Annotated in this window: 7 protein-coding genes, 2 tRNA genes and 3 rRNA genes; all 12 read right to left on the reverse strand. The window is 47.4% G+C overall.

Going from position 1 to position 14,950, the window contains the following annotated elements:
• Positions 1-171: 171 nt before the first annotated feature.
• A complete protein-coding gene (locus ACES2C_RS20950; RefSeq protein ID WP_374164991.1) occupies positions 172-1,731 on the reverse strand; it encodes a SusD/RagB family nutrient-binding outer membrane lipoprotein in 1,560 nt (519 codons plus the stop codon).
• A 12-nt stretch (positions 1,732-1,743) separates the two neighbouring features.
• On the reverse strand, positions 1,744-3,492 hold the full coding sequence (locus ACES2C_RS20955) for an outer membrane beta-barrel protein (protein ID WP_374164992.1): 1,749 nt from the start codon (positions 3,490-3,492) through the stop codon (positions 1,744-1,746).
• A complete protein-coding gene (locus ACES2C_RS20960) occupies positions 3,489-4,784 on the reverse strand; it encodes a TonB-dependent receptor plug domain-containing protein (RefSeq protein WP_374164993.1) in 1,296 nt (431 codons plus the stop codon). The genes ACES2C_RS20955 and ACES2C_RS20960 overlap by 4 nt, the downstream gene beginning before the upstream one ends.
• A gap of 282 nt (positions 4,785-5,066) precedes the next feature.
• Positions 5,067-5,450 (reverse strand): hypothetical protein, encoded by a 384-nt coding sequence (locus tag ACES2C_RS20965; RefSeq protein WP_374164994.1) that lies wholly within the window; start codon positions 5,448-5,450, stop codon positions 5,067-5,069.
• A gap of 50 nt (positions 5,451-5,500) precedes the next feature.
• Positions 5,501-6,631, reverse strand: a complete 1,131-nt coding sequence (locus ACES2C_RS20970) for a glycerate kinase (protein WP_374164995.1) — start codon at positions 6,629-6,631, stop codon at positions 5,501-5,503.
• A gap of 26 nt (positions 6,632-6,657) precedes the next feature.
• Positions 6,658-6,873, reverse strand: a complete 216-nt coding sequence (locus ACES2C_RS20975) for a glycoside hydrolase family 97 C-terminal domain-containing protein (protein WP_374167003.1) — start codon at positions 6,871-6,873, stop codon at positions 6,658-6,660.
• A 544-nt stretch (positions 6,874-7,417) separates the two neighbouring features.
• On the reverse strand, positions 7,418-8,686 hold the full coding sequence (locus tag ACES2C_RS20980) for an ectonucleotide pyrophosphatase/phosphodiesterase (RefSeq protein WP_374164996.1): 1,269 nt from the start codon (positions 8,684-8,686) through the stop codon (positions 7,418-7,420).
• Positions 8,687-8,800: 114 nt separating this feature from the next.
• Positions 8,801-8,912: ribosomal RNA gene (gene rrf / locus ACES2C_RS20985) — 5S ribosomal RNA — on the reverse strand.
• 188 nt (positions 8,913-9,100) lie between these two features.
• Positions 9,101-11,972, reverse strand: a 23S ribosomal RNA gene (locus tag ACES2C_RS20990).
• 256 nt (positions 11,973-12,228) lie between these two features.
• Positions 12,229-12,302 (reverse strand) — tRNA-Ala (locus ACES2C_RS20995).
• Between the two features lie 88 nt (positions 12,303-12,390).
• A tRNA-Ile gene (locus tag ACES2C_RS21000) sits at positions 12,391-12,465 on the reverse strand.
• Positions 12,466-12,715: 250 nt separating this feature from the next.
• Positions 12,716-14,237: ribosomal RNA gene (locus tag ACES2C_RS21005) — 16S ribosomal RNA — on the reverse strand.
• Together the 16S, 23S and 5S rRNA genes with 2 tRNA genes alongside form the textbook arrangement of a ribosomal RNA operon.
• Positions 14,238-14,950 lie beyond the last annotated feature (713 nt).

The raw sequence follows: 14,950 nt of genomic DNA on the forward strand, positions 1-14,950 counted from the left end.
CGTCGCCTGTAGTCAGATCAATCGCAGCCAAACCGTTGAGTGAAGAGGAAGAGGCCAAAACAGACCTTATTTCATCCTCTGATTTCTTCCTAAGTTCTGCCGATAAAGACTGAGCAGCCACACCGGACATACTACCAATCATCGCTAGTGCAATAAAACAAGACCGCAGCATTATTCCTCCACATTCCACCAAAGAGGTGTGAGCAACCTGTATCTCTCTGAATTATCTCCCACTGCACCGGGGTTCCGGTTTTGCTCATTGGTCTCATACACCATTGCTTGTATCCATTGATTATTGTTGTTCGGATCAAAAATAGTTGCATTCAAATTGGCCGGTCGCCTTAAATTAGGACCGTAAATCTGCTGACTATAATTCATTCTTCTCAAATCGACCCAGGTCTCCGGATTCAGGCATTGTGTTATATACTTTTGCCTCATGATGTGACTCAAGCCCCCGGTGAGGGTTGAGAAATGGACAGCAAGGCCGTCTGCGATTTGAGCAGACCAGTACGTGTTAATATCGGCGGACGCCACGCCCAGCTTCCGGATATTTGCTTTCACTCCCTCTTCGTATGCAGTCAGAGCTCCTCCGGCATCTCCTGACCGCAGACGAGCTTCCGCTTCTATCAACTTCACCTCTGAATATGTAATAAATGGGAATGGAGAATCCTGATTAGTATAATACCCGCTCTGGCTGAATCTTCCATAATCGTTTTCACTCGTCTTGACTCCCGTACCATTCTGCCCTCCGATCAGGCCCGCCCCAGATCTTAGTCCGCGGTACTGTCCATCAGAAGGGGCCGGCATCATGATTTTCCCTATCCGGGGATCCTGATACGGCGAGTTGGTCACAGGAAAAGTCGTTAACTGATCCACAAAAAATTGTGTCCACGTAAAATAACGAGGATCGGTAGCACTGGTAAATCCTCCCCAGCTTGACCAGGGATTCTTGTCAGTCTCCTGTCCTCCTCTTATATAAGCGAACTGCGCGTCCATACCATCAGCATTAAACCCTTTCTGACACGCATCGATGATTTTTTGGGGATTATAAAGACTACTTTTTTTAGAAAGGTGATTAAGATAACGTGCTTTAAGTGACCAGGCGAACCGTTTCCACTTTTGAACGTCTCCCTGATACATGATGTCGCCACCGTTCGCGTTCAGTCCCGTCTTATTCGTTGGATTATCAAAAGCGGCAATTGCCTCGTCAAGCAACTGGTCAATCCTTGCATAGACGGTCTTTTGATCGCTCATAGTCGGAGTAAGATTGATCTGAGACCGGCCGTCATAATATTGCTCGTCAATTACAATTGCACCGTACTGATCCGCTAGCATTCCGAAATTGAGAGCGAGCAACGTCTTGCCTACTCCAACGAAATGCGGGCTCCCCTCTTCCTCCCCGAGATTAATCAGATCCACACAGTTAGGCATTGTAAACACATAAGCATTCTGCCAAAAAAAATAAGATGCAGTAAACCGCCAGGTCTCCGCGTTCAGGTTGCTTCCCGTGGTCAACTTAGTAGCCGCGTACTGACTCACTGCAGCAACCTCTCTCGCTCCCCGCCACATTGCAGCCCCGTTAGTGAGCGTGATCGCGCCAACGATCCTGCTTGCAGCAGGTACTTTAGTAGGATTATCAGGGTCAACATTTACATCAAGATAAGAATTACATGCCAATAAAGACATGACCATAACGAGGCCGCAAATCCTATAAAAAAATTTCTTTTCCATGCTAAAACAGAATTAAAATGAAAGCTTCAAACCAAAGTCAAACCCCCGCGTTGCAGGAACGCCCAAATTGTCAAAACCAAAAGATCCGCTGCCACCTACTCCAGCCCCACTGCCAGAAACTTCCGGATCGACCCCTGAATAGTCAGTAATTAATATAAGATTCCGACCGGTAGCGGTGAGCTGGAGACTCTTGAATGGCGTCCTGGCAATCAGCTGCTTCGGCAAACTATACGACAGGGTCAGATAGCGGAGTCTTGCCCAGCCTCCATTTTCTACGAAATCATAACCTTGGTTCGCGTAGATGGTCTGGTAATAGTCCTGACTTAAAGCAACGCTCTTTGTATTTGGTTGTCCTGTGGATTCAACGACCCCCTCAAACACTTTTGACCCGCGATCCAGCGTTCTCATACTCAGTCCCGATCTTACGAGGGCGTTTTCTGTTGCGTTATAAATCATTCCGCCAACGCGGAAGTCCCATAGGAATGAGAGAGAAGCATTCTTGTAACGAAAGGTGTTAGTTAGCCCGCCGATCCAGTCCGGATTCCGGTCTCCGATGAAAGCATTGGAAGCCTGAACCTGCGGGTAGCCTGTCTCACTTATGAGCACCTGGCCCTGTGCATTTCTCTTCCATACCCGACCGTTAATGCCGTAAAGAGACCCATTCAGGAATGCCGCCCCCTGCGCTGCATTGTTATCGGCCCATGCGTCAGACAACTCCACCCGATCGATATACCCCGGCAGATCTCTAACTTTCGACCTGTTTCTGCTATAATTAAAATCTACACTCCATTTTAGATCACCTTTTGCAATTACCTCCAGGCTGAGAATTCCCTCGATTCCCCTGTTTTCAATTCGCCCTCCGTTCAAATAAGCCAAAAAGGATGCAGACGAAGGAGGAGTACGCACACTCAATATCTGATTATCTGAATTAGTGTAATAATAGGTCAGATCCAGGCCAATTCTTCTTTTCAGGAATCTAAGGTCAGTGCCAAACTCGATCGAATTCGTAAATTCCGGCTTAAGTAACGGATTCCCGAAATTTTCATTGGAATTCAAGATAAAGCCCCGCGGATTGATAGTGCTACTGTTTGTGGTGGTTCCCAGCGTAGTTTGGGTAGCATAAGGAGGAGCGTCCTTTCCGACCCTTGCCCAGGATCCCCGTATCTTCGCAAACGACAACACGTCATCGTTTTGTTTGGCGCCAAGCTCTTTCAGCAAGTCAGTAAGGATAATGGAAGTGCTGATAGCTGGGTAAAAGAAAGACCTGTCCTTAACAGGCAAAGTAGATACCCAGTCATTTCGACCCCTGAAATTAACATAAGCTATACTTTTCCAATCCAAAGTCAGATCTCCAAAGAGTCCGACGATCCGTCTCCGTGTTGTCCTGTTCACCGATGTCCTGCTGGCTGCGGGCGTATTATTGATGCTATGAACACCAAGAGCGAGGAGTCCCAGACCGGTAGCTGTGTTCGTCCTGTTACGGGAGTCCTCAATATTATTTCCTATGGTAAAGCTTAAATTAAAATCGGATGCTTTTTTCTTCAAGGTCGCAAGCAAGGTCGATGTCGTAATTTGACTTGTTGTTATTGCTTCTGAAATGGCGCCGCTCTCCTCTCCGGCAACAATGGTTCCGGCTTCCCTTACGCTTTTGAAATTATCCGTATAGTAATCCGTACCTAGGCGATAGGTAACATTTAGAAAGTCCGTCGGATCATACACCAAATTTCCAACGGCGATGATGCGATTTACATTGCTTGTCACTGGCTTGTGGCGAATGGTCCAATATGGATTGTCATTCCCCCTGTACTTAGCACCCTCTGACTCCCGCTCTCAGTCAGATAATTCTCCATATTATCGCTTCTCGGCCAGAAAAGCGCGCCCATTACGCCGTTCGAAGACCCCTGAGCAAAGTATGTCCGGGCAGTCTGTACATAATTTGCACTTCCTCCCACAGTCAGCTTTTCACCCACCTTCGTGTCCGCGGTAAAACGCGCGGACTTCCGATTGAAGTCAGTCTTTTCTACGATACCGTTCTGGTCATATAGCGATGCCGAGGCGAAAAATGTACTTTTATCCGTGTTACCGCTCACCGAGATGTCGTGGTTCTGAGTAAAACCGGTCTTAAAAAAGTTTCCCAAATTATCATAGATCATATCGCCGGCTGCATACTCAGGCCCCCAGGAAAAGGGAGCAGTTGCAGCGAAGGAGCCCCGCTCGCCTTGCTTGAACTGAGCTTGGAGTTCAGGCAGCTTGTTCGTCCGATCTATAGAAAATGTATTACTATATGAAATTTGAGGAGCCCCTCCCGATCCCTTCTTGGTAGTAATCACTATTGCACCCGAAGCAGCTCTTATTCCGTATAAAGCCGCAGCGGCCGGGCCTTTCAGTACTGTCACGCTGGCAATATCCTCCGGGTTCAGATCAACCGCCCTGTTTGAAGCAGGAGCGGTTCCAGCGGCCAGGCCGCCCTGAGAAACCGGTGTCGTGTTGTCGATAGGAATTCCGTCGACTACAAACAAAGGCTGATTGTTTCCGCTAAGGGAAGTGCCTCCCCTGATAATGATATTAGAAGAAGCTCCGGGCGACCCTCCAGAGTTCGTGATCTGAACTCCTGCTGCTTTACCTTGAAGCGCATTAACGAGGTTCGGCTGCTGCGCTTCAACGATCTCCTGGGATCGTACGTTTTGGGTAGAGAAGCCCAGACTCTTTGTTTCTTGCTGGCGCCCAAAGGCAGTAACGGCAACCTCCTTCAGGGCAGTGGCGACTGGCCTTAATCGGATATTCATCGACGCTCCCCTTTTGGCGGGGCGCTCCTCCTGTTCAAAACCAACGAACGTGAACACCAGTACCTGGTCATTGCTTGCATTAATTGAAAAAGCACCTCCGCCGTCCGTGGTAGTAGCCTGAGAAGTCCCTTTAATTTTCACCGAGACCCCTGGCAGCGGCGAGCCATCATCAGAAACTACCTTCCCCTTGATAGGAGAAGGTTGGGCAAAGGCTTGCCATATACAGGAAAAGCAGCAGAGTACGTACATTAGTAACCTTCTTTTCATACTTTATCAATTGTTGAGTTTGTTAAGTGCGACTTCCGGACAAGATTTTTAGCGTTAGAAAGAGCAAAAAATAGAGTTTTAACTAAAAATATGCTTTTTCCACAAAAGAAACACAACTACTCTTGCATTTTATTAACAAAACATGCGAAAAGTGGCAAAACAGATGTACACGGGCGCTTCTAAAAAACCAACAAACAATCTATCGATCGCGGAAAAGGCAGAAAAACAGACAGGCCTGGTTATTAAGATTTAAACAAACAACGTCGTCGCGGGAACGAACGTCTACCCCTTTAGACTCTCCTCTTCCTTCTTTGCCTGCAGTCGTTCCTTTTTCAGGTCGATTCTAATTAGGTTATAAAGGCTCATATAAATATTTGCAATCCACACCAGCGAGAATCCTGCAAGAATATAACCTCTCCAGTCGGGCAAAAACAGTTTAAAACCTGTCAGCGCGAGGATCAGTATCGTAACATAATGACTGAAGCAATACTCGCAGGTAAATAGGTAGAAGAACTTTCGCTTTAAAATCGTTTTGCCTTCCTGGCTGTTTTTAACACAGTATTCGCGCGGCTCCCTGAACACTTCTTCATGAGTTACTGTCCATGCGATACAGGCTATGGGAATAGCCAGACCAAAAAGCCATATTAGTTGCGCAGTAAGCTCCATGTAATCAATACAGAGAGCACCTGCTATTTGTTTGTGACAGGACTTCTCTTCTAAACCAGAGCTAGTAAATTCCCAACTTCTTCTGCGGTCCTCCTTAAATCCGCATAAGTACTCTTTAATGCTTCCGCCAGTTCGACCCCGGCCGCTCCTATTGTTAAGAGAACATCGAAGAACTCTCTTAGTTCGGGCACCACTTCTTTCGGGATCCGGCCCGCCAGTCCAACGACAGGAAGTCCACGCATTTTTGCTCTTAAGCCAACTCCCAGTGGACCCTTGCCCTGCAGAGTCTGGTGGTCCAGACTTCCTTCCCCTGTAATCACCAGGTTCGCCCGTCGTAAAGCGCTGTCAAAGTCTGTCGCTTTTAGAAAAAAGTCAGCCCCGCTCTGCAGCTTTGCTCCGAGGATGGCATGTAATCCAGCGGCAGCCCCGCCCGCAGCTCCCCCATATTTCATTGCTCCAATATACGCTCTTACATCAGGAGGTAGGGCATCGACAAAGGCCATGAGGGAAGCTTCGAGAATAAAAAGATCTTCAGAAGTTGCGCCCTTCTGCGGTCCAAATGCTTGTGCGCTCCCTGCAGGGCCAAGGAGAGGGTTGGTCACATCCGAGAGTACGATGATTTCAGTGTGTAATATACGAGGGTCGAGGCCGCTTACGTCTACCCGGGCAACGCGGCTTAAATCTTCAGGCAAATCCAGAATGGACTCCCCTGTCGCGCTTAAAAACCTTACACCAAGAGCCCTTAATATTCCAGTCCCCGCATCCACAGTAGCAGACCCTCCCATAGACACGATAATTCTCCGGACATTATTGCTCAAAGCCTTAAGTATCATCTCGCCTGTCCCAAAAGAGGAAGCCTTCAACGGATTAAGTTCTTCTTTCGCGAGCAGCCGCATCCCTGAAGCCTCTGCCATTTCTATTACTGCCGTCTGTCCCTGATCGATCAGTCCCCAGCTTGCATCGACCTTTCTACCCAAAGGGTCTTGCACGTTGCAGCTCAAAAGCGTGCCATCCGCTCGATGGGTGAGTAACGCCGCCGTACCGTCGCCGCCGTCAGCAATTGGAAAAGTAGTGCATGAGCAAACAAGCCGGCTTCTTTCAAGTCCTTCCCTAATTGCTTTTGCTGCTTCATGGGCAGTCAAGCTATTTTTAAAGGCATTTGGAGCAATCAGAATGTGCATTAGTCTATCTTCTCTATAATTACCACCTATCCTCGGCCAGGGGCAAGGCCGATGGCGAGCTTGGAACCATTGCTGATCTTCTGAACTGTCCGCTTGTACTCGTTTCCGTTGTTGCTGGCGTTCACCCCATCCTGCATTATTTCAGCCCGATTGTTTCCCTTTGGCGAAAAAGAAAAATCGACAGTAATGTTTCTCTCGCTCATGGCGGTACTAAAACAAAAGTAGATACGCTTAGCGTTCATTTGGTCGACTACATTGAAATTGGACACGAAAGCGCATGCACGCAAAAGCTTGATAAACACGGCGCCCTGTTAAAGATAAGAATTCCGAGTATAAAAAGTTAGACGGTCACGAAACGCTGAAGAAATTTTAGCTGACCTGATCTACCTTCGCTCCTGGCAAGCACGAGGCGAAATGGAATGATAGCGCTGTTGCTTCCCAGCTGAGGGTATAGGAATAGTTAGCACGTTGTCGGCCCTCTTTCACCGGGCCCTGTCCTTTGAGCCCAATACGAACAACAGTTTATAGCAGCCACTGAAAGCAAAGGGGCAAAAGGTGATTGATGGTCGAATACTGCCGCTATCAATTCTGGAAACAGTTTTATTGATACATTGAAAAAGAACCACAGCTTATTCAAGCAAACGGATGCAGAAAAAAGGCCGTACCACTCGGTAAAGCCTACTTTCTTTTTAGATATAATATGCTGACAGTATGCCCTTGATATGAACCGAGCTTGCAATTCAGGGGCAAACTGAGCCGAGAAACTTTGCCCAGACAATCACGCTCTTATCGCAACGCCGGCTTAAGAACCTTTAACCTTCCGTCGATCTTTTCCGTACTTCTTAAGCGCAATATGTCCGCAACTAAGGGATAGATATGAACGTTCTCAAAGGATGGAAGCACAAGCCCTTCCTTAAATGCGGGCCCCCATGCAATGAACGTTGCATGCATTTCCTTCACCTTGTATGGGTCGTAACCATGTGCACCGGGCTTTACCACCTTACGGTCAGAGAAATATTCAGGCCACCGCGCTTCAAGCAGGATATCCGCGATCCTTCCTTGTGCATCATCCTTGGCTGAATAATGCCATCTTGCCGGTGTATTGTATTTTGTATAAACCGAGTAACGCGAGGCCGATCCCTTCAGCTCCCGGTACACAGAGTTCAGCTGCTTTCGATCCTTAACAAAAACATCTACCATCGTTCCATTTCCCGAGACAGTGTAGCGAGAGCTATCAGATGGCACAGCCGATACCTTTAAGGGATTCGCATTATTCACCTTAGTCAGACCATGATCGGATACAAAGATGAAATTAACAGACAAGCCTGTGGCATTCACAGCTTCGTTTAACTTTTTTACTGCATTGTCTACGAATGCAACGGCCTCCTGAACCTCCTTAGAATCCGGACCAAAGTCATGGCCCGCATGGTCCACCTCTGGCAGATAAAAGGTGATCAGATGAGGTCTTTTATCCTCAGGAAGCTTCAACCATTTAACTACAGCCCCTATTCGATCATCGATCCCAATTTTCTCGTTATAAGGGTACCAATAGGTCGGTCGCAAACCTTTTATGTCTGCTTCCGAGCCCACCCAATAAAAACTCGCGCTAACCATCTTTTGTTGTTCTGCAAGAACCCATAGCGGCGTTCCCCCGTACCACTTCCCTTCTTTCACGGCATTTCTATCCGACATAGAATACCATCCTCCGGTTTCTCTGTCCTGAAAAGTATTATCAACGAGTCCGTGGTGTGCGGGATAAAGGCCTGTAACCAACGTATAATGATTAGGAAATGTAAGGGATGGAAAAGAGGGGATCATCGAAGGGGCGGTAACGCCCAGCTTCTTCCGCGACTGCAGAAACGTCGCCTGGTACTTCGTGCTAAAATCATAACGGAAGCCGTCTGCTGAAATCAGAATAACATAGGGCTTTCCCTGCTGTTGTTTGCTGTTCGAACGACCAGCCTCCACCCTTTGAAGGGTATCCTGAGCAAATGAAAGGGATGAACCTGATAAAACTATAGACAGGAAAATTACAAGAAATCTAAAAAACGACATAGAACAATATATGTGTATGCTTGCAGCCATGGGACCGCCGTCACAAAGATAGGAAAGAAACAGGTGGTCAACAACGAAAAAAGCCCGTCAGTATGAACTAACGGGCTTTGTAAAGGGTGGCACCGACCTACTCTCCCACGTGTTACCGCAGTACCATTGGCTCTGGCGGGCTTAACTTCTCTGTTCGGAATGGGAAGAGGTGGACACCGCCGATATAGGCACCTGAAGATCTTTATGAGTTGTAAGTGGTACGTTGTAAGTAGTAAGTATTCTTACTCCCTTTTCGCCGCTTATGACTCCAATTTCTTTTTTGACTATATCAATAGTAAGTCTTATTACTTATCACTTACTACTTATTACTCAAATTAACATAATCAGAAGAAGTACTTGAAGAGATTACCAACAGAATGTCTGCTTTGAAAGCTTCGGGTAATTAGTACTACTTGGCTTTGATGTCACCACCTTTACACCTGTAGCCTATCAACGTGATAGTCTCTCACGACCCTATATGGAAGTCTCATCTCGTGGCTAGTTTCGCACTTAGATGCTTTCAGCGCTTATCTATTCCAAACTTAGCTACTCTGCAGTACAGCTGGCGCCATAACAGATTCACCAGAGGTTTGTCCATCCCGGTCCTCTCGTACTAAGGACAGCCCCACTCAAACTTCCTACGCCCACAACAGATAGGGACCGAACTGTCTCGCGACGTTCTGAACCCAGCTCGCGTGCCACTTTAATCGGCGAACAGCCGAACCCTTGGGACCTTCTCCAGCCCCAGGATGTGACGAGCCGACATCGAGGTGCCAAACCTCCCCGTCGATATGAGCTCTTGGGGGAGATCAGCCTGTTATCCCCAGCGTACCTTTTATCCTTTGAGCGATGGCCCTTCCATGCAGAACCACCGGATCACTATATCCGTCTTTCGACCCTGATCGACTTGTCTGTCTCACAGTCAAGCAAGCTTATGCTATTGCACTCCCCGTACGGTTACCAAGCGTACTGAGCTTACCTTTGAAAGCCTCCGTTACCTTTTTGGAGGCGACCACCCCAGTCAAACTACCCACCAAACAATGTCCTCATACTCAGACGAGTTAGACACCGAGTACAGAAAGGGCGGTATTTCAAGGTTGGCTCCACAAGCGCTGGCGCGCCTGCTTCACTGCCTCCCGCCTATCCTACACATCCTGTACCCAATATCAATGTTAAGTTGTAGTGAAGGTGCATGGGGTCTTTCCGTCCCGTTGCGGGTAACCGGCGTCTTCACCGATACCACAATTTCACCGAGCTCATGGCTGAGACAGCGCCCAGATCGTTACACCATTCGTGCAGGTCGGAACTTACCCGACAAGGAATTTCGCTACCTTAGGACCGTTATAGTTACGGCCGCCGTTTACCGGGGCTTCGATTCAATGCTTCTCCTTGCGGATGACATCCCCTCTTAACCTTCCGGCACCGGGCAGGTGTCAGGCCTTATACCTCATCTTTCGATTTTGCAAAGCCATGTGTTTTTGTTAAACAGTCGCCTGGGCCTTTTCACTGCGGCTGCCATTGCTGACAGCGCCCCTTCTCCCGAAGTTACAGGGCCATTTTGCCGAGTTCCTTAGCCATGATTCACTCGAGCACCTTAGGATTCTCTCCTCGACTACCTGTGTCGGTTTACGGTACGGGTTTTTATAACCTGAAGCTTAGCGGATTTTCTTGGAAGTCTGCTTACCTGCTCTATCAGCGCCCCCGAAGGTTTGCTGTACTATTGGGCCTCAGCACCACAGGCGGATTTGCCTACCCGTGATATACCTACACCTTTTAACGAACTATTCCGTCAGTTCGCGGCAGTGTCACTACTCCGTCTCCACATCGCAGTTATAAAAAGTACTGGAATATTAACCAGTTGTCCATCGGATTAGCCACCCGGCGTCTCCTTAGGCCCCGACTAACCCTGATCCGATTAGCGTTGATCAGGAAACCTTAGTCTTTCGGTGGGCAGGTTTCTCTCCTGCCTTATCGTTACTTATGCCTACATTTGCTTTTCCAATCTCTCCACAATCCCTTACGAGACTGCTTCGCTGATATTGGAATGCTCCCCTACCATACATTGCTGTATCCATAGCTTCGGTATACCACTTGATGCCCGTTTATTATCCATGCCCGATCGCTCGACTAGTGAGCTGTTACGCACTCTTTAAATGAATGGCTGCTTCCAAGCCAACATCCTAGCTGTCTGTGCAATCGGACCTCGTTAGTTCAACTTAGCGGTAATTTAGGGACCTTAGCTGATGGTCTGGGTTCTTTCCCTCTCGGCGCGTGACCTTAGCACCCCGCGCCTCACTGCAGTGTATATTTAATAGCATTCGGAGTTTATCTGGATTTGGTAGGATTTGACTCCCCCGCACCCAATTAGTAGCTCTACCTCTATTAAACTTTACCACCACGCTGTTCCTAAAAACATTTCGGGGAGTACGAGCTATTTCCCAGTTTGATTGGCCTTTCACCCCTACCCTCAAGTCATCCGGAAGCTTTTCAACGCTTATCGGTTCGGTCCTCCAGTACCTGTTACGGCACCTTCAACCTGCTCAAGGGTAGATCACAAGGTTTCGCGTCTACCTCCTCTGACTATACGCCCTATTCAGACTCGCTTTCGCTTCGGCTGCGTGACTTAATCACTTAACCTTGCCAGAGAAGAGTAACTCGTAGGCTCATTATGCAAAAGGCACGCCGTCACACATTACTGTGCTCCGACCGCTTGTAAGCACACGGTTTCAGGTTCTATTTCACTCCCCTGTTCGGGGTTCTTTTCACCTTTCCCTCACGGTACTGGTTCACTATCGGTCTCTCAGGAGTATTTAGCCTTACCGGATGGTGCCGGCAGATTCCCACAAGGCGTCTCCAACCTCGCGGTACTCAGGATACCACTAGAATAGTATTGTTTACAAATACGCAGCTATCATGCTCTCTGGCCGGGCTTCCCATCCCGTTCTTCTTAGCTTTACTATTCATGTTGTGGTCCTACAACCCCAGGTATGCCGTAACATAACTGGTTTGGGCTCTTTCCCTTTCGCTCGCCACTACTCAGGAAATCATTATTATTTTCTCTTCCTATGCTTACTTAGATGTTTCAGTTCAGCACGTTCGCGCTATTGCAATCAGTCTTCAACTGATTAGGTTTCCCCATTCGGAAATCTGCGGATCAATTCATATTTGCTAATCCCCGCAGCTTATCGCAGCTTATCACGTCCTTCTTCGCCTCTGAGAGCCAAGGCATCCCCCGTGTGCCCTTTCTTACTTTCTTCTTATCATATGCTTTTGCTCATATGATAATGCCTTTTATTGAGTTGTAAGTTCTAAGTTCTAAGTTCTAAGTTTTCTGCCTTGCGGCTTATTACTTATCACTTTTTACTTATCACTTTTCTACAACTCTTCTGTTGTTGTTTCTTCAATTACTTCTTCCAATATGTCAAAGAACGTTTGAGAGTTGTAAGTTCTAAGTTGTAGGTTGTAAGTCGTTTGACTTATCTCTTACCACTTATTACTTACCACTTTCACTGTGGAGAATAACGGATTCGAACCGTTGACCCCCTGCGTGCAAGGCAGGTGCTCTAGCCAGCTGAGCTAATTCCCCGTTTGAGTTTTCGAGTTCTAAGTCTTAAGTTGTACGTTGTAAGATTCTCTTACTACTTATTACTTACCACTTATTACTCCCTCGCCTGTAGTCCCGAGCAGATTTGAACTGCTGACCCCTACATTATCAGTGTAGTGCTCTAACCAAGCTGAGCTACGGGACTGTTTCTTCCAATCACGCCAGCCCTTCTGGCTATTGCCACCGATTCTGGCTTTCCTCTTTCGGGTTTTTTTAAGCTTTTAGTTATTAGCAGCTGGGTGTTGGCTTTCGCCTTCCCTCTTGCTTTTTGCTAAGTGCTTTTTCTCTTTTGTTTTTTTTGAAATGTCTTTTCTTCTCTCTAATAGCTAACAGCTAACTGCTAATAACTATTAAAAGAATATCCGTAGCATAACAGGCTCAATTCACCACTCTAGAAAGGAGGTATTCCAGCCACACCTTCCGGTACGGCTACCTTGTTACGACTTAGCCCCAGTTACCGGTTTTACCCTAGGACGCTCCTTGCGGTTACATACTTCAGGTACCCCCAGCTTCCATGGCTTGACGGGCGGTGTGTACAAGGCCCGGGAACGTATTCACCGCGTCATTGCTGATACGCGATTACTAGCGAATCCAACTTCATGAGGTCGAGTTGCAGACCTCAATCCGAACTGTGAATGACTTTTTGAGATTGGCATCATATTACTATGTAGCTGCCCTCTGTATCACCCATTGTAGCACGTGTGTAGCCCCGGACGTAAGGGCCATGATGACTTGACGTCGTCCCCGCCTTCCTCTCTGTTTGCACAGGCAGTCTGAATAGAGTCCCCAACTTTACTTGCTGGCAACTATTCACAGGGGTTGCGCTCGTTGCGGGACTTAACCCAACACCTCACGGCACGAGCTGACGACAGCCATGCAGCACCTAGTTTCCTGTCCCGAAGGACTGACTCATCTCTGAGTCATTCAGTAACTTTCAAGCCCGGGTAAGGTTCCTCGCGTATCATCGAATTAAACCACATGCTCCTCCGCTTGTGCGGGCCCCCGTCAATTCCTTTGAGTTTCACCCTTGCGGGCGTACTCCCCAGGTGGAACACTTAACGCTTTCGCTTAGACGCTGACCGTGTATCGCCAACATCGAGTGTTCATCGTTTAGGGCGTGGACTACCAGGGTATCTAATCCTGTTTGATCCCCACGCTTTCGTGCCTCAGCGTCAATTAAACTTTAGTAAGCTGCCTTCGCAATTGGTGTTCTGTGACATATCTATGCATTTCACCGCTACTTGTCACATTCCGCCTACCTCAGGTTTATTCAAGTCCATCAGTATCAAAGGCACTGCGATAGTTGAGCTACCGTCTTTCACCCCTGACTTAACAGACCGCCTACGCACCCTTTAAACCCAATAAATCCGGATAACGCTTGGATCCTCCGTATTACCGCGGCTGCTGGCACGGAGTTAGCCGATCCTTATTCTTACCGTACATTCAGCCTCTTTCACGAAAGAGGGTTTATTCCGGTACAAAAGCAGTTTACAACCCATAGGGCCGTCTTCCTGCACGCGGCATGGCTGGTTCAGGCTTGCGCCCATTGACCAATATTCCTTACTGCTGCCTCCCGTAGGAGTCTGGTCCGTGTCTCAGTACCAGTGTGGGGGGTCATCCTCTCAGATCCCCTAGACATCGTCGCCTTGGTAAGCCATTACCTTACCAACTAGCTAATGTCACGCATGCTCATCTTACTCCTATAAATATTTGATCATAATATGATGCCATATCATGATGTTATGCGGTGTTAATCCGGATTTCTCCGGGCTATCCCCCTGAGTAAGGTAGATTGCATACGCGTTACGCACCCGTGCGCCACTGTCATCAGAACCGAAGTCCTGAATCTCGTTCGACTTGCATGTATTAGGCCTGCCGCTAGCGTTCATCCTGAGCCAGGATCAAACTCTCCATTGTAATGAAGTTTGTCTCTGACTCTATTTTCTCAAATAGAATCGTTTTTATTAATGCTATTCGATGAATTGACTTAGGATAACTTGTTTTTGTTTATAACAGATATTCCTACCTGTTATGCTACATGACATTTCTTTTTAAGAACTTTTGCGCCTCCCTCTCTCAGTTCGGCTTTTATCTAAATCCTTCCGGCTTTCCAGCCTTCCGTATTTTGAATCTTTTCAGTTTCGCTCCCGGCGTCGCGCCGTTTGCTTCGTTTTGGGATTGCAAAGGTGAGAATCTTTTTCGAATTCTGCAAGAAGTTTTTTTAATTTTCTTTTCGCTTTCTCTTCTCGTTTTCAATCTCTTAAGCCTTGCGCTTATTCCCTGTTTCCCTCTCGGAAAACCCCTCGTTTGGGGAGGGCAAAGATGAACATCTTTTTTGATTTCTGCAAGAAGTATTTTTTATTTTCTTCTGCTTCTTTCTTTCCCGATTTTCATCCTCCTAAGCCTTGCGCTTATCCTCCTTTTTCTTCGAACCGAAGTCCGTCGTTTTGGGACTGCAAAGGTGAGAATCTTTTTTCGTTTCTGCAAGAAGTATTTTAAAATTATTTCTCGCTTCCCTTTTCGCTCTTTTTATGCGTGTAAACGCCTAAAATCACCTCTTCTCTACTTTCACCTTCAGATGGTCTTGCACCCTCTTTCCCGTTTGGGGACTGCAAAGATGCACACTTTTT

The organism is Arcticibacter sp. MXS-1 (genome assembly GCF_041902385.1).
Lineage (GTDB): Bacteria > Bacteroidota > Bacteroidia > Sphingobacteriales > Sphingobacteriaceae > Arcticibacter.